We start from the raw sequence: 15,498 nt of genomic DNA on the forward strand, positions 1-15,498 counted from the left end.
GAAATCACAAATGAGTTCCATTTTTGTTTTGAGTACTATTTTGTTTTAGGGCACCTTGATGAAAGACTTTTCTTATAAAAATATACATAACCCTATTGCAAATACTACTTTCCATATATTTCAAGAGGCAAATCATCCGGATCACAAAAAAAGGTAAACCTTTTTCCTGTTAACTCATCAACACGGATAGGTTCGACTGGAATGTTTTCTTTTTCCAAATCGTCAATCGCTCGATTAATATCTTCCACTTCAAAAGCAAGATGTCTAAGCCCTCTTGCTTCAGGATAACTGGACGATTTGGGCTATCAGGAAATGAGAACAATTCAAGCTAAATTTCCCCTCCGACCATTAAATCCAATTTATACGACTGCCTATCTGACCGATATGTCTCCTTCACGATATCACATCCTAATTTTTCATAATCGGAACAAATTATTGACATGATGTATTTTTTTTACCTTCATTTGTTTCCTCCCTAAGAACATTGGTTATTTTAATAATCTAATTTTACCAAATTTATCCATTTATAAAAAATTAGATTTCAGTGCTTCCTTCGGAATATACTGCACCATACTGGTACATCCATTTCCCTTTCACCTGGATATAGGTCTTTACAAAGGGCGTATAATATAAGTTAATCTAAAAAACGTATAATAAAAAAGGAGCCTTCCCCTCCTACTCTCTAGATCAATAATATAGATTCCTAGAACGCTGATTATGTTTATTAACTTTGTATATTGGTGTACTTGGTTGTAGTTTAAAATAAAGTCGTTACGTTTTCTAGTTGTAAACCAACTCCCACTTCCTCGCCAAATAAATTAAAGGGGATGTTTTGAATTACGGCCATTTTTCAGAGTGTTAACTATCATTCTCAAGCATATGCTTATATTTACATGCATGATGTCCTTTTTGTTCGTATAATAGGACAAAGGGGAATTAAGATGAGTCTAATTTACAAGAAGAGGAGCAATTTGTTCTGTGGAAACAAAAGGCGAAGAAATAAACTGCTTAGCATTAAAAGTCAAAGAGATTATTCAATCTTCTGGATGTCAAAATGAAGATGTAATCTTTCTTTGCATTGGTTCAGACCGATCAGTTGGGGATTCATTAGGCCCTTTAGTCGGGACAATGCTTAAAGAACATACGGTGCCTTATCGTGTTTACGGTACTTTGGAAAATCCCGTTCATGCATTTAATTTAAAAGACACATTGAAAAAAATTAAAAAACAATTCAAAAAGCCTCTTATTTTTAGTGTGGATGCTTGTTTAGGGAATCAAAACCAGGTCGGTTATGTTTTTTTGAAGGATGGACCTCTTGTCCCTGGGAAAGCTTTAAAAAAAGTATTGCCGGAAGTTGGAGATTATCATATTACAGGAATGGTCAATTATATAGATCCGCTGCCAACGATGCAATTTTTAAATGATACCCGTCTATACACGGTTATGAACCTTGCGAAAACAATCGTAAAAATAATTACTCAAGCTAGCGGCGAGACTTCTGGAATTAAATAAAAGAATGGGCTGTGCCAAAACCACTAATAATAATTGGTTTTGGCACAGCCCTACTTTGTTTGAGTTCGAAGAATTTATTAGATAACATTGTACTTAAATAATAGCCCCTGTCAAGATAGCAACAATGATAAGGACTAATGAACAAATTAGAGCCCATTTAAATGCATACCGCTGTAGTTCCCCGATATCCGTTTTTACCATCCCTACTAGTAAAAGAGTCGAGGCCACGAGTGGACTTAAGAAATGTACAGGCTGGCCCAGTACGGAAGCTCTGGCAATTTCTAAAGGACTCACTCCATAAGCTTCTCCTGCTTCTGCAAGAATTGGCAAAACACCAAAGTAGTAAGCATCATTGGATAAAACGAACGTAAATGGCATGCTGGTGAACGCAACGACCATCGGTAAAAAAGAGCCTAAAGAATCCGGAATGATGGCCACTAATGAATTTGCAATGGCATCTACCATTTTCGTTCCGGAAAAGATCCCTGTGAAAATACCAGCCGCAAATACTAGTGTGACGACGGTAATAGCATTTCCTGCATGTGACACGATTCGCTCTTTTTGCTGTTCTAGATTAGGGTAATTAATGATTGAAGCAAGCACAAAACCGATTAGAAACAACACAGGTACCGGCACTAAGCCCATTACAAGAATGACCATAACCGTGAGCGTCAACAAAAGATTGACCCATATTAATTTAGGGCGCTTTAAATCGTCTTGTATGGCGGAAGCTACCGCTGCTTCAGCTAGAGCTCCTTTCATTTCAGGTGCAGCTTTGATATGAACAACACCAAGCCTTTTGCGCTCTTTTTTCCCAAGTACGTAAGCGGTAAAAAGAATAGCTGCAATACCTGCGAATAGTGTTGGGATAATCGGAACAAAGAATTCATTTGCATCCAGACCTAAAGATGCTATTGCTCTTGTTGCAGGTCCTCCCCAAGGAGTCATGCCACTCATAATACTTACAGCCAGCATAGAAATAGTGGCAAGAATAAGTGGATTCATACCAAGGCGTAAGTAAAGAGGCAGCATAGCGGAAATCGTAATCATATGAGTCGTGGTACCATCACCATCCAAGGCAACGGTCATTGCGATTACTGCTGTACCTATCGCTATTTTTACCGGATCCCCTTTTACGATTTTTAACATGGTTTTAATGAGTGGATCAAATAATCCAGCGTCAATCAGAACTCCGAAAAACAAAATAGCGAACAATAGCAAAGCGGCTGAAGGTGCGACAACCTTTATTCCATCGAGCATCATATCTCCGAGCTCTGGACCAAATCCGCCAATTAATGCAAAGATAATTGGAATGACCACTAGAGAATTAACAGGTGATAACCGTTTAGACATGATTAAATAAGTGAAGACAACGACCATTGAAATTCCAAGTAACGTAAGAATATGAATCCCCCCTATTAAAGAAACCGCTTACAAGTCAGATGAGAAGTTTGAATAACTAAAAATATTACATATCATTCTGATTCCCTGTTGCTTTATTTTCTATTTTTAGAATAGTTCATATCATCAAATAAGTGAAATACATATTTTTTTTACTTTTTCGAAAAAAAAACTTATAATCCATTTTATATTAAATTAAGAAATCCAAAAAAGCACTATGAAATTTTCAATAATTTCATAGTGCTTTTTCGTTAAAGATTGGAATTTTTATTCAAGAAATCAATAAAGTTTTTCACAGTAGAGAGTTTTAATGAATCCTGGTTATACATTAACCATGTATTTCTTAATACCGGCTTCCCATTTTTGTAGGATAACCCGTATGTATGCAAATTATCTGAAGGCTGCAGGCATATTTCTGGCAGAATGGAAACACCAAGATCATTTTTGACCATCTCTTTGCACGTCTCCTGCCGATCCGTTTCCATAGTTACAAATGGTGGCTCTGGAAATCTATCATGCCACCAGCCATTTATTAAGTTTTTTAAAGAACTGTCGGTCTTATAATTTATGAATGGAAGTTCCGGCAAATTATCCAAGTCTACCTCTTTCTTAGAAATTAAACAAAGTCTTTCTTTATGCAGTAACGATTTGATTCCATACCATTCATAATTTCCACGCAGTATGCCTAATTGAACACTAGAGGAATCCAGAAGATGCATGATTTCAGTACTCCAGCCTGTATTCACATTAAATTGTACATGAGGATATTGTGTTGAAAACTTTTTCAATATTTCTGGTAGTTTATATTGGGCAAAGTTACTGGAAACGCCAAGCCTTAACGTTCCTCTAACTTCATTTTTCATATTCAGCATATAATCTTTCGTTTTTTGCAACTTTTTCACCATTTCTTCCGCATAGCCCGCTAAATGTATCCCTTCTGAAGTGAACTCAATGCCTCCTTTTATTTTGAAAAATAGGTTTGTGCTAAATTCTTTTTCTAAATTTTTAAGCCGGTACGTAAGCGCCGGCTGCGATATATATAAACGCTCTGCGGCACGGCTAATGTTTTTTTCTTCATATAGTACCCTTATCGCAATCCAATCTTTTTCGTCCACTTAACCATCTCCCGATTTTTGGATTATAAGTTTTTTTATCATTTTCACTTAAAAAATATGTATTTTACTTATGAATGAACTTATCATACTATATTTTCAAAGGAACCGGTAGTGCTATAAATATTGATTTGGGAAAAGGTGGTTATACAATGAAAGTACCTGTAGTTGTAATGCGCGGCGGGACAAGTAAAGGTGTGTTCCTTAACTTTGAACATATGCCTTCGAATCGCTCACTCTGGGAAGATTTTTTACTTGACGTGATGGGCAGTCCGGATCGGAGACAGATCGATGGTCTTGGAGGAGCGAATTCATTGACAAGTAAAGCAGCGATCATCAAAAAATCAGAATCACCGGAATTCGATGTGGAATATACATTTGCGCAAATCAGCATCGATAATCAAATGGTTGATTTTAAAGGAAATTGTGGGAATATTTCATCTGCTGTAGGACCTTACGCAATTGAGCAAGGATTAGTCCCTATACAAGAACCTGTTACAACGGTGAAAATTTTTAACACGAATACACAAAAACTGATTATTGCAGAAGTTGAGGTTGAAAATGGACAAGTGAAAAAAGAAGGCAGCTGCTCAATTCCAGGCGTGCCTGGTAAAGGATCACCTATCTATCTTTCTTTTACTCGTGCTGAAGGAGCAGTTACAGGAAAACTTTTCCCTACAGGAAATCCGATTGACATGATTAAAACGAAGGATCGACTGATTCAAGTTTCAATCATTGATGTTGCCAATCCACTTGTTTTTGTAAGGGCACAGGATATTGGTCTAAACGGAAGCGAATTGCCCACTGATTATTCAAAGGAAAAATTAAATGAGCTAGAAGAAATCCGGTCGATTGCAGCTGAAATGTGTCAATTTTCCGATAAGAAATCAGCAACTGTCAAATCTCCTGCTGTGCCTAAAATGACCCTAATTGCTCCTCCTATGGATTACGTCGACCTAAACGGATCGGAAAGAAAAGCGTCAGAGATGGATTTGATGATCAGAATGATGTCGATGCAAAAGCCCCATCAAGCGCTTGCTATTACAGGAGCCATCTGTGCAACTGCAGGAGCTTACTTACAGGAAACGATTTTATCTGATATGGTGAACATTAAACAGGAAATTTTTCGATTAGCCCACCCGGCAGGGATCATGGAAACAAAAGTTGATTTTTTGGCAGGACACATACGCGCTATTAAAGTGGTACGCACAGCGAGAATCATTTTAGAGGGATACGTGTACACGAAAAAAAATTACGAGCTTTCCTATCAATTAGCTTGATTTGAATTGATTTGCAAATTACAGCAAAAAAAATTATCTATCACTTGGAGGCTTTTCAATGTGGGTCATCACTGTCTTTTTAAAAGGAAATATTAAAATTTTTGAATTTGACACAGAAAAAGAAGCGAAAGAACTATTCAAAAATATGAAAGGCACTAAAATTCTTTCCGAAATAGTTTACTTCAATGATCCTTGTTTTGTATAAATGAGTTTTCAATAGAGCCCAGACTATAATGTATCTCCAACTAACCGATGCCTACAAAATTCAATTATAAAATTTTGAATAGATGAAAATTTTCCGGGGGGAGCGCTCACCCTTATACAAGTTAGGATATAATATTTGAAGTACCAAACAGCCAAGAACTTTTTTAAGCCTTGGCTGTTTTTCATTCTTCTATTTAATGTATCCCTAGATTTTTTGGGCAAATTCTTATCTAATTAACTATGCAAGGAAAAGACTCAATGATTATTGACCGCTTCAACCTTTTCTTGAATATAGTGGGCTGCGGATGAACCAGCTAATTTTCCAAAGACTGCTCCAGACATTAACCCGGATCCACCAGGATAGTTTTCATAAAAAATCCCCCCAATCATTTCACCAGCCGCAAAGAGACCATTAATCGGTTGTTCTTCTTTGTTTAACACATGACCCGTAACATCTACATGCAAACCACCGAACGAGAACGTAATTCCGCACGTTACAGGGAAAGCATAGAATGGCCCTTGCTCAATTCGAAGTGCCCAGTTGGATTTAGGAGGGGTAATTCCTTTCGTTCCTTTGCCATCTTTCTCTGCGGGTCTATACTTGCCATCTTGTACTGCACTGTTATATTCTTCGATCGTTTTAAGGAATTGTGTTTGATTGACCGGCAGTAAACTAGCCAACTCTCCAAGCGTATCTGCTTTATAAATAGTCGCTTCTTCAAGGTCATATTCTTTACGCAGCATCGGGCGTACCTGTGCATCATAAATTTGATATGCCACATGTCCAGGCTGTTTTAATACCTCACGGCCGTATTTGGCATAGGTGTAATTTCGCAAATCTGCTCCTTCATCAACAAACCGTTTTCCTTCATTATTAAGCATGACGCTGTACGGATAAGAATGCTTTTTAAAAATATCTCCCGGCTTCGTGAAATCCCCTACTTTTGGCGCATTATAATCTGTCCCAATCGAATGACATCCAGACCACTGCCCAAATTTCTGAGCCCCTACTGCCATAGCCATGGAAATGCCGTCTCCTGTGTTGAACTCGGTTCCACGAACAATTGCCGCTTCCCATTCTTCACCAATATTTTCACATCTCATTTTCTTATTGGCTTCAAAGCCGCCACAAGCCAAAATCACACCGGATGTCTGAACTGTTACCATTGTTTGATCCTTCTCAACAACGACACCGGATATTGTGTTATTCTCTGATACAAGCTCCACAGCACGTGAATCGTACCAAACGTCAATGCCAATTTCCTCTGTCCGCGCAAAGAGCTGTCTCATTAAGCCCACGCCTTTATCTTCCGTTTTGATAGGCAGTCCTCCCCAGAAATTGCGCTTGCCAGCTTGTACGAAAGATTGATTTTCATAATTCAATTCAAATTTTATTCCCTGATCACGCATCCACGCAATTGTTTCATACGATTTAGTAACCAGCTGTTTTGCTAATTCGGGATTACTTTGTCCACCTGTTACTCGCATTAAATCATTGTAATAGTCGGATTCCGTGTATTCAGGCATTACAATTAAATCGGATTCTTCATCTGTTAATTCAGGTATTACTTTTCTGATTGCGTCTAAATTATTGTATGCTACACGAATGGCTCCATCCGTGAAGAAAGAGTTCCCTCCACGCTTTTCCAATGGTCCTCGTTCTAATACAAGAACTCTAGCACCTCCCTCTTTTGCTGAGATTGCGGCACATAAAGCTGCGTTTCCTGCCCCTACTACAACTACATCATAATTTCGTGTATTTGACATTTTTTCCCCTCCTGTTAAGTAGTGATACTCTTCATGTAAATAATAAGTGAAAATAATGAATAAAAATAATATTGTTTTTTTATTCATTGCCATAGAAAAATTTTATGAAGGAATGCTGGAAAGGCAAAACTATAGTAAGTCTATTGATTTACATAAAAAGATAGATTTCTTTTTTCAATAGTTGTATTATACTTTTAGAAATCAAATAAATTATCATTATTTATAATTACCCATAAATATTTTTTATGGTTAAAGGAGAAAAATTTTATGGATGAAAAAGACTGGCTTATATTAATTACTCTTTACGAAGAAAGAAATATAACAAAAGCAGCACAACGACTATTTATTTCTCAGCCAGCTTTATCCTATCGTATAAAACAGCTGGAGAAAGAATTCAAAACAAATTTAATCTCTAGAGGCAAAAGAGGTGTCGAGTTTACAGTTGAAGGGGAATACCTCGTTCAATACTCGAAGAATATGCGTAAGCAATTAGGAGCTGCAAAAGAACATATTTCAAATTTGGATAAAAAAGTAAAAGGAACTTTGCGCTTGGGTGTATCTGGATTGTTTGCCCGTTATAAACTACCAGTATTATTAAAAGAATTTCTAACCCTATATCCAGAGGTTGAAATCAGTTTGAAAACTGGATGGAGTTCTCAAATTCATCAGATGCTTCAAAAAGAAGAAGCACACCTCGGCATCGTTAGAGGTCCTTACAAATGGCAGGAAAATAAAGTGTTGTTTCAAGAAGAAAAGATTTGCATTGCCTCCAGTAAAAAAATTGAATTAAAAGAACTTCCTTTTCTTCCTAGAGTTAATTATCAGACAGACCAATCGTTAAGAAATACTATTGAAAACTGGTGGCAGGAAACATTTGCGTCACCACCTAAGATTTCAATGGAGGTAGATCGGATTGAAACATGTAAGGAACTGGTTCTTAATGGTTTAGGATATGCCATTTTACCAGAAATCTGTATTAAAGATGATGAACCACTGTATACTTTCCCCATTGTATTAAGCGATAATAGCTTTTTGCTTAGAGAAACTTGGGTTTTTTATCGGGATGTGACTATGGATTTGGCACAAGTAAAAGCATTTATTGATTTTCTTAATGATTCTAAACAATAGAAATAAGACGAATCGAAATAAAACTAATTCAAAGGAAGAGAATTAATATGAAAAAGTGGGATTTAAATGATGCAAGCAAGACAATCCAATTTTCAGCTGCACTTCTAACTGCTTTTATTGGAGGCAGTCTTTTCTCTCTTATCAGATTGCCAATCCCCTGGCTTCTAGGTCCAATGGCAGCCCTATTAATTACATCACGTTTCAAAAACGTTAAATTAATTTGGCCCGTTTCGATGAGAAATACAGGATTAATTATTGTAGGTTATTCAATAGGCATCTCTTTTACCAAGAGCTCACTGTCTGATATGATTAGTCACCTTCCCTCAATGTTGATCCTTACAGCCTTAATTGTCCTTGTGTGTGCATGTTCAGCTTTTGTTATGTCAAAATATTCCGGCATTGACTATCCTACATCCTTAACGAGTAGTATTCCTGGAGGTTTGTCACAAATTGTTGTGTTTGCAGAAGAAATGAAAGGTATTGATATTACGACAGTAACCTTTTTCCATGTTACAAGAGTGATAATGGTTGTTTTCTTAGTTCCCTTTTTAATTTTCAGTCCTATTTTTGCAGCGAAAAGTACCAATGACTCATCTAAAATAATGGATAACGTTATTCCTGAGTGGAGTGATTTATTTCCTCTTATCTTTCTGTTCGCGCTTATTTGTTTCCTCGCAGCAAGAATAGGTAAAATATCCAAATTACCAGCTCCTTACTTTTTAGGACCAGTAATCGCTGTTGCGGCAGTAGGCCTTTTTGGTTTGCAGGGACCACCACTTCCTCCTTCACTTCTTGATATATCTCAATTTATGGTTGGCGGTTATATCGGTTTACTATTAAAACCGGAACAACTTGACAACAAAAGAAAAACCTTGTTTTTTGCTTTGATGAACGGACTGATTTTGATCTGCGCAACAATGTTTTTTAGTTTTCTACTGACCCAGTATTATGATTTATCGACTATTACGGGTTTTTTAAGTTTAGCCCCTGGTGGAATGGATCAAATGGGAATCATTGCACAAGAAGTAAATGCTGATGTATCTACTGTTACCAGCTATCAACTATTTCGGATGGCTTTTATTTATGCCGCAGTGCCTCCATTACTAAGATTGGTATTAAAATTAAGTTTAAGAAAAAAAAGACAAGAACAATAACGTTAAAACTAAATGTTAATTAAAAAAGGAGAGAGCTTTGCTCAAGGACACTGAAAGTCTGATTTATAAAGAAAAGAAGGTCATCATTCACAATATTTAGATGATGACCTTCTTTTTAAATACTAAAAAAAATAGCATTAAATTTTTAAAAATTTCTTTATTGTATCACTTATCCTTTGGCTTTCTTTGCTCTCCTCCCTCCAATCTTTTTTAAGAATAAATTATTTTGATACCAACACAAAAAAAATATGTATTTAACTTATTGTTCTCCCTGTATTACCTTTAATGAAGAAAAGCGCATAAGCATAATGTAAAACTTATTAATCTACCAGTTAATTTTTTATGAAGACACGAAATTAATTCTTAGTCATCCAGAGATCAATTGAAAGCGCATTCAATATTTGGGAGGGGATTTAATAATGTTTCTTACAATTTTAGGCATCTCCATGGTTACCGTTTTTACCTATTTAATTATGTCCAAACGTTTATCACCCATTGTTGCTTTAACTTTAGTTCCGATCGTTTTTGCAGGAGTTGGTGGTTTTGGAAGTAAAATTGGCACTATGATGATGGAAGGCATTAAGCTAGTCGCTCCTTCTGCAGCTCTATTATTATTCGCCATATTGTTTTTTGGCATTATGATAGATACGGGCTTATTTGACCCACTTATCAAAAAGTTATTAGAAGTTGTCAAGGGAGACCCTGTCAAAATTTCGATGGGTACCACAATTCTTGCATTACTTGTGGCCCTAGATGGAGACGGTACAACAACGTATATCATTACTGTTTCAGCTATGTATCCACTTTATAAACGAATCGGTATGAATCCATTGGTTTTAGCCACTGTAGCCATGCTGGCTTTAAGTGTTATGAGTGGTATGACCCCCTGGGGAGGACCTGCTACCCGAGCAATAGCAGTATTGGGACTTGATGCATCAGAATTTTTTGTTCCACTTATTCCTACCATGATCGGTGGTGCTCTTTGGGTTATTTTCGTAGCATTTATTTTAGGGAAAAGAGAACGTAAACGACTTGGTGTAATACACATAGAAGAGTTCAAAAATGAAATAGCTGCTACTGTTGAAAATGAAGCCACTGAAACATTTCCTCATATTGACATTAAACGTCCTCGTTTTTTGTGGGTTAACTTATTAATTGTGGTAGGCATTATGGTCATGCTTATTATGGGATTGGTTCCTTCCCCCATTTTATTTTTGGTCGGTTTCGCTATAGCTTTAATGGTTAACTACCCCAATCTGGAAATGCAAAAAAGACGTATCTTAGCACATTCTGGAAACGCTTTAATTGTTGTTCTATTAGTTTTTGCGGCAGGAGTATTTGCAGGAATCTTTTCCGGTACAAAAATGGTTGATGCTATTGCTAATGGACTGGTTGCGATAATACCTGCTTCATTAGGACAGTTTTTTCCTGTCATTGTTGGCATTACAAGTATGCCATTCACATTTGTTTTATCGAATGATGCCTATTATTTTGGAGTTCTCCCTATTCTTGCAGAAGCAGCATCAGCCTATGATATTAGCCCATTGGAAATTGCTCGTGCCTCTATATTGGGACAACCCGCTCATTTAATGAGTCCACTTGTTGCATCAACCATTCTATTAGTTGGCATGGTTGATAAAGACCTTGGAGAATATCAGAAATTCGCATACAAATGGGCCATCTTGACAACGTTAATCTTAACAGTATTAGCTATTATTAGTGGTGCTATTTCTTTTATGTAATTTATAAAAGTCCTTGTATACTTGTTTGCAAGGACTTTTGTGGCATTTTTCAGCTAGATGGTTTTTTGATACAACTTTGTTGTTAGGTAAAGCATGTCCTTCAATTGACTTACTTACCAAGTTCCATTTCTTTTTCAACCGTTCCACAAAACGCTCATTGATATAAGTACGGACAAACTGGTCCTTTTTCCAAATCGATGTCTTTCCTAAAAAGGCTGTTTTCACATACTTTGTTGCTATTTACCAGGTAGTGAGTTGTGGTTGATTTCCCCTCCAGATGCTCGCTTTCCTTGGTACGGGCGGTGAGCATCTGGAGGCGTAAACGCCTGTGGGGTCTCACCTGTCCCGTTGCTCCCGCAGGAGTCTCGCACTTCCGCTCCAATCAACCTTAAATAGTTTCGTTTTAAAAACAACAATCTTTACGAAAAGAGCCTCTAAAAAAACCACCCGCTTAAGGCGTTGATCCTCAGGCAAGTTGGACCATGCCTGGTTCGCCTCCTCTTCCAGTGAACTTTCAACCTTTCTCTGGATCACCATCGCTTGATAATAATAAAAAAGAGAATATATGGTAATCTACTAGAGTTCAATAGATTTTCATGCATTCTCATGTAATAGACTATATTCGGTTTTTTAATAGCAGATTCTGCTTCAGTGCGGTTGTTACTTGCTTGTAGCACTTTTACCATAGTAATAGCCACCATTTCCATGGTTTCCATTTTTACGGTCAATTGCTGAATGTGATTTTTTACTATGAGATTTTTATTTATGGCGGCAGTTTTTGCAGACTTTGATGGTTTGGTTTGTTTCAGTTTTGTGCGGGTAGAGAAGCTTTACTCCTGTTCTTTCACACAGCGGGCATGTCCCTCTGCCATTTGAAGGCAAGTGGCTGATTGATTTTCCTCGGTTTCTTTTTGCCATTCCCCATCATTCCTATTCATAATAATTCTTGTTTCTTTATTAAATGTTGGACTGGCACAAAGGTTGATAGGCATTTGATGGTTTTTAACAATAGAGCCGCAATTCACATGAAATATATTACAACTTTCCTTTTACAAAATTAAACAAACAGCAACAATATTAAACAATATTAAACAATAAAAACAGTTGATTACCAATATACAGTTTATAGGAATTATAATGGAATAAAATCCAGTAATTTTGTACTCCTGAAATTACTGGATTTCGAGTGGCGCAGTACTTTTTAAATAGGAAAATCAGTCTAAAATTCAATCTTCTTAAAACAAAGTATTATATTTTCTCAATAAAATTTTTGTATTTTTAACTGCCCCTGATTTTACGACAAGATATTAAGTACATTCAACTTACAATAAGCTTGTATTAAAATATTTAGCATTTTGGGGGTGCAGTTTTTGACACAACAGAAAAAGCAGAAATGGAAAAGGAATTTAGTGGTGATGACTGCCATAACCGGACTAGGGTTCTCTACATTTTATACAGGCCTAAGTATTCCGGTTGCAGCGGTCGAACAACCTGACCAGCCGATTCCTAAGAAAGAATCGGTCTCAATTGTTCAACTTGTCGTACCAAATGATAAGGCAAAGGACAAGCTTCTTGAGCTTGGAATTGACCTTACCCACAGAATCGAAGCACACGACGGAGTCTATGAAGTGGATGCCGTTGTCACACCAACAGAAATTGCCATGTTAAAGACCTTTGGCATCAATGTAAAAGAGACCCTGATCACCGAAAATCAATGGAGCACACGTGTGGCAGAGCGGCAATCTACTGTCCAGCTGCAAGCCAGTCTGGCAGCTTCCGAGGATACACTTAAAGTCCTTAGGGCAAACCATTTTACCAATCAATCAGGCACCTTCCTATATCTCGAAGTAAAATCAAGCGCCGGTGCGACTGCTAGCACAGCACTTAAAGCAACTTGGACCGAGAACGGTGAGGAAAAATCTGCTACACTTTCTAGATTGGTAGATTACGGTGAATATTTATATCACTATTTACTTTTACCAGTTAGCGCCATTCCTTCATCTGTTAAAATTGAAAGTAACCTTGGAGGAACAGCTACGAGCACCATTACTGAATGGTTAGGGAAAGAGCCGAAACATCCAAAAACAGATTATGTTACGGATTTTGTTGACCACTATATGGCACCAAATGAATTATATGAACGTGCCGAAAAACTTTCAAAAGAATTCCCGAACTTGGTAGAAATCATTGATATGCCAAATAAAACAAATGGTTACAGACGTCTTGCCCAAGCAACTATCGGCGGCACGACCAATCTCGCAGTTGTTGTTTCCTCAAAAGCATGGGGACATGAAGGCGGGAATGATGTATCGGTAGAATTCAAGAATCCCGGAACCAATAATGCACCACTAAAAGTGACTGTGGATGGTACCAAGATTTTAGTAGATTTAGCTACTGATTCGTCAGGAAAGGCAACAAGTACTGCCGCACAAGTGGTTAAAGCACTGAATGAGAATGCTAGCCAACTTGTCACTGCGACTACATACCGCGGTAATACTGGTGCTGGTGTTGTCGCACCAACCACAAATGCTGCGATATTAACTGACGGCTTGAAAGCTGGGGCAGACGTTTCCCGTGATCCTTTCACAGTAAAAGCGATCCGAATCGGCAAGCATCGTGACGGTTCTAAACCAGGTGTTCTTGGATATGCTCAGGAGCATGCCCGTGAATGGGTGACCCCACTCGTAACAATCGAAACGGCGGAAAGACTACTGCGAAACTATAATCAAGATAGTGAGACAAGAAAGCTTGTTGATAATCTTGATATATTCCTTGTACCTTCAGTAAACCCTGATGGTGCTAATTACAGCTTAAATGATTACAATATGCAGCGTAAGAATATGACCAATCACTGTGGTCCCACTGCCTCTGATCCTGGGTACCGAAATAATTGGGGAGTTGACCTTAACCGCAACCATTCTGTTGGTTCCGTTTTTGATGGCTATATTGGCGGAGGTACAAGTTGCACGGGAGATACTTACGCTGGACCAGCTGAAAACTCTGAGCCTGAAGGAAGAAACCTTGTCTGGCTTGCTGACAAAAACCCAAATATTAAGTTTGCAATGAATATTCATAGTTATGGCGGCTACTTCATGTGGTCCCCTGGTGCTTACGATTCAAAACGTACTACACTGCCACGCCCATCAGCTGGTGAAGAAGCGTTTTACTGGGCAGCTTCTAATAACATCTTAAATGATATTCAGGACCACCGCGGAACGGTCATTCTACCTAGTCGTACAGGTCCAATTCCTGACGTACTATACTCTGCTGCAGGTAACTCTGCGGACTACCTATGGTATGAAAAGGGGATTTATGCCTGGAACTTCGAAGTAGGGGCAGATTTATGGAATAAGGATACAAAAAGATGGCAGGCAGTTGGATTCCAGCCAGCCTTTGTAGAAGGTCATGAAGAAGCAATGGAATTTGCCAATGGGTTGATTTCCTCATTTAGCTTTATTGTTTTTTCTTTAATTTTTGCTTCTGTCTTCATGAATTTTTTAAATTTAACCAAATGTCTATAGTCATCCGCCTTCAAAGCAAGCTCAACGCCATATCGATAATCATAGAATACCCATCCATCAGCATATAAAAATCCAAGCCAATATGCTTTTTCCTGGGTATCGATTACTTCGAAAATACTCTCATCAACACTAGTTCTCATTTCTTCATAAGAATTGATACCTTGGTCAATTAAAAAATCAGATAGTTTAGAGCGATCTATTTTCACCATCCGCGATATTTGATGGAGTGTATGGCCCTCTCTTCTTAACTCTAAGGCATTTTGCAGTTTTAGGTTTTCTGACTCACCATCTCTAATTGTAGACTTAGGTTTAATCTCATATCCTTGTTCACGTAGCCATTTCCTAAATGACCCCGATGTTGTATGTAGCTCTTTACAGATTTGTTTTATACTTCCCTTCATACCGGACGCAAGCCATCTTCGCTTAGCTTCTTCCCACACTTGGTACTTGTCATATCCTGAATTTCCGACCCTGTTATTGATTTCAAATCCTTTTTCCCTCATATATATAGAAAGCTTTTTTCTGTTCAAACCTGTTTCTATTTCAATCTGCCTCAAAGAATAACCACTTTTATAAAGTGATATTGCTTTATTATAATCATCCAATTTTATCACCTAATATTATTCTAAAAAGGAATTATAAATTTTATACTTCAATCTAAATAGTAATCCAACGAT

At 37.5% G+C, this 15,498-nt stretch carries 12 protein-coding genes and 1 pseudogene; 7 read left to right on the forward strand and 6 right to left on the reverse strand.

What is annotated here, in order from left to right:
• Positions 1-104: 104 nt before the first annotated feature.
• Positions 105-464: pseudogene (gene gloA2, locus AC2YHV_RS22025) on the reverse strand (SMU1112c/YaeR family gloxylase I-like metalloprotein).
• A 514-nt stretch (positions 465-978) separates the two neighbouring features.
• Between gloA2 and yyaC the strand changes: the two are divergent.
• Positions 979-1,512, forward strand: coding sequence for a spore protease YyaC (gene yyaC, locus AC2YHV_RS22030; RefSeq protein WP_098186968.1), 534 nt, complete (start codon positions 979-981; stop codon positions 1,510-1,512).
• Positions 1,513-1,605: 93 nt separating this feature from the next.
• Here the strand turns inward: yyaC and AC2YHV_RS22035 are convergent, their stop codons facing one another.
• Positions 1,606-2,916, reverse strand: a complete 1,311-nt coding sequence (locus tag AC2YHV_RS22035; protein ID WP_095680033.1) for a CitMHS family transporter — start codon at positions 2,914-2,916, stop codon at positions 1,606-1,608.
• 248 nt (positions 2,917-3,164) lie between these two features.
• Positions 3,165-4,028 carry a LysR family transcriptional regulator gene (locus AC2YHV_RS22040; RefSeq protein WP_034313052.1) on the reverse strand — a complete coding sequence of 288 codons (864 nt, stop codon included), beginning with the start codon at positions 4,026-4,028 and terminating at the stop codon, positions 3,165-3,167.
• Positions 4,029-4,177: 149 nt separating this feature from the next.
• Here AC2YHV_RS22040 and AC2YHV_RS22045 point away from each other — a divergent pair, with 149 nt between their 5' ends.
• Together AC2YHV_RS22045 and AC2YHV_RS22050 are read left to right on the forward strand one after the other, a co-directional pair.
• Positions 4,178-5,305, forward strand: a complete 1,128-nt coding sequence (locus AC2YHV_RS22045; protein WP_487374151.1) for a PrpF domain-containing protein — start codon at positions 4,178-4,180, stop codon at positions 5,303-5,305.
• A gap of 58 nt (positions 5,306-5,363) precedes the next feature.
• Complete coding sequence (locus AC2YHV_RS22050) at positions 5,364-5,510, forward strand: hypothetical protein (RefSeq protein ID WP_164468794.1); 147 nt, start codon at positions 5,364-5,366, stop codon at positions 5,508-5,510.
• 254 nt (positions 5,511-5,764) lie between these two features.
• Here the strand turns inward: AC2YHV_RS22050 and tcuA are convergent, their stop codons facing one another.
• Entirely contained in the window at positions 5,765-7,276 is a 1,512-nt protein-coding gene (tcuA, locus tag AC2YHV_RS22055; RefSeq protein WP_487374152.1) for an FAD-dependent tricarballylate dehydrogenase TcuA, read from the reverse strand.
• 267 nt (positions 7,277-7,543) lie between these two features.
• Between tcuA and AC2YHV_RS22060 the strand changes: the two genes are divergently transcribed.
• The 3 genes from AC2YHV_RS22060 to AC2YHV_RS22070 all read left to right on the forward strand — a co-directional run bounded on the left by AC2YHV_RS22060 (position 7,544) and on the right by AC2YHV_RS22070 (position 11,300).
• Positions 7,544-8,404: a LysR family transcriptional regulator gene (locus AC2YHV_RS22060; protein ID WP_241637557.1), complete on the forward strand. Its 861-nt coding sequence runs from the start codon at positions 7,544-7,546 to the stop codon at positions 8,402-8,404.
• A 47-nt stretch (positions 8,405-8,451) separates the two neighbouring features.
• Positions 8,452-9,558: an AbrB family transcriptional regulator gene (locus AC2YHV_RS22065; RefSeq protein WP_487374153.1), complete on the forward strand. Its 1,107-nt coding sequence runs from the start codon at positions 8,452-8,454 to the stop codon at positions 9,556-9,558.
• 419 nt (positions 9,559-9,977) lie between these two features.
• Positions 9,978-11,300, forward strand: coding sequence for a CitMHS family transporter (locus AC2YHV_RS22070; RefSeq protein WP_487374154.1), 1,323 nt, complete (start codon positions 9,978-9,980; stop codon positions 11,298-11,300).
• 759 nt (positions 11,301-12,059) lie between these two features.
• Here the strand turns inward: AC2YHV_RS22070 and AC2YHV_RS22075 are convergent.
• On the reverse strand, positions 12,060-12,218 hold the full coding sequence (locus AC2YHV_RS22075) for a hypothetical protein (RefSeq protein ID WP_487374155.1): 159 nt from the start codon (positions 12,216-12,218) through the stop codon (positions 12,060-12,062).
• 452 nt (positions 12,219-12,670) lie between these two features.
• Here AC2YHV_RS22075 and AC2YHV_RS22080 point away from each other — a divergent pair, with 452 nt between their 5' ends.
• Positions 12,671-14,821, forward strand: coding sequence for a M14 family zinc carboxypeptidase (locus AC2YHV_RS22080; RefSeq protein ID WP_487374156.1), 2,151 nt, complete (start codon positions 12,671-12,673; stop codon positions 14,819-14,821).
• Here AC2YHV_RS22080 and AC2YHV_RS22085 read toward each other — a convergent pair.
• Entirely contained in the window at positions 14,704-15,426 is a 723-nt protein-coding gene (locus tag AC2YHV_RS22085; RefSeq protein ID WP_487374157.1) for a hypothetical protein, read from the reverse strand. The genes AC2YHV_RS22080 and AC2YHV_RS22085 overlap by 118 nt on opposite strands.
• Between the last annotated feature and the right edge of the window lie 72 nt (positions 15,427-15,498).

It is taken from the genome of Peribacillus sp. SRI_006, from assembly GCF_057586375.1.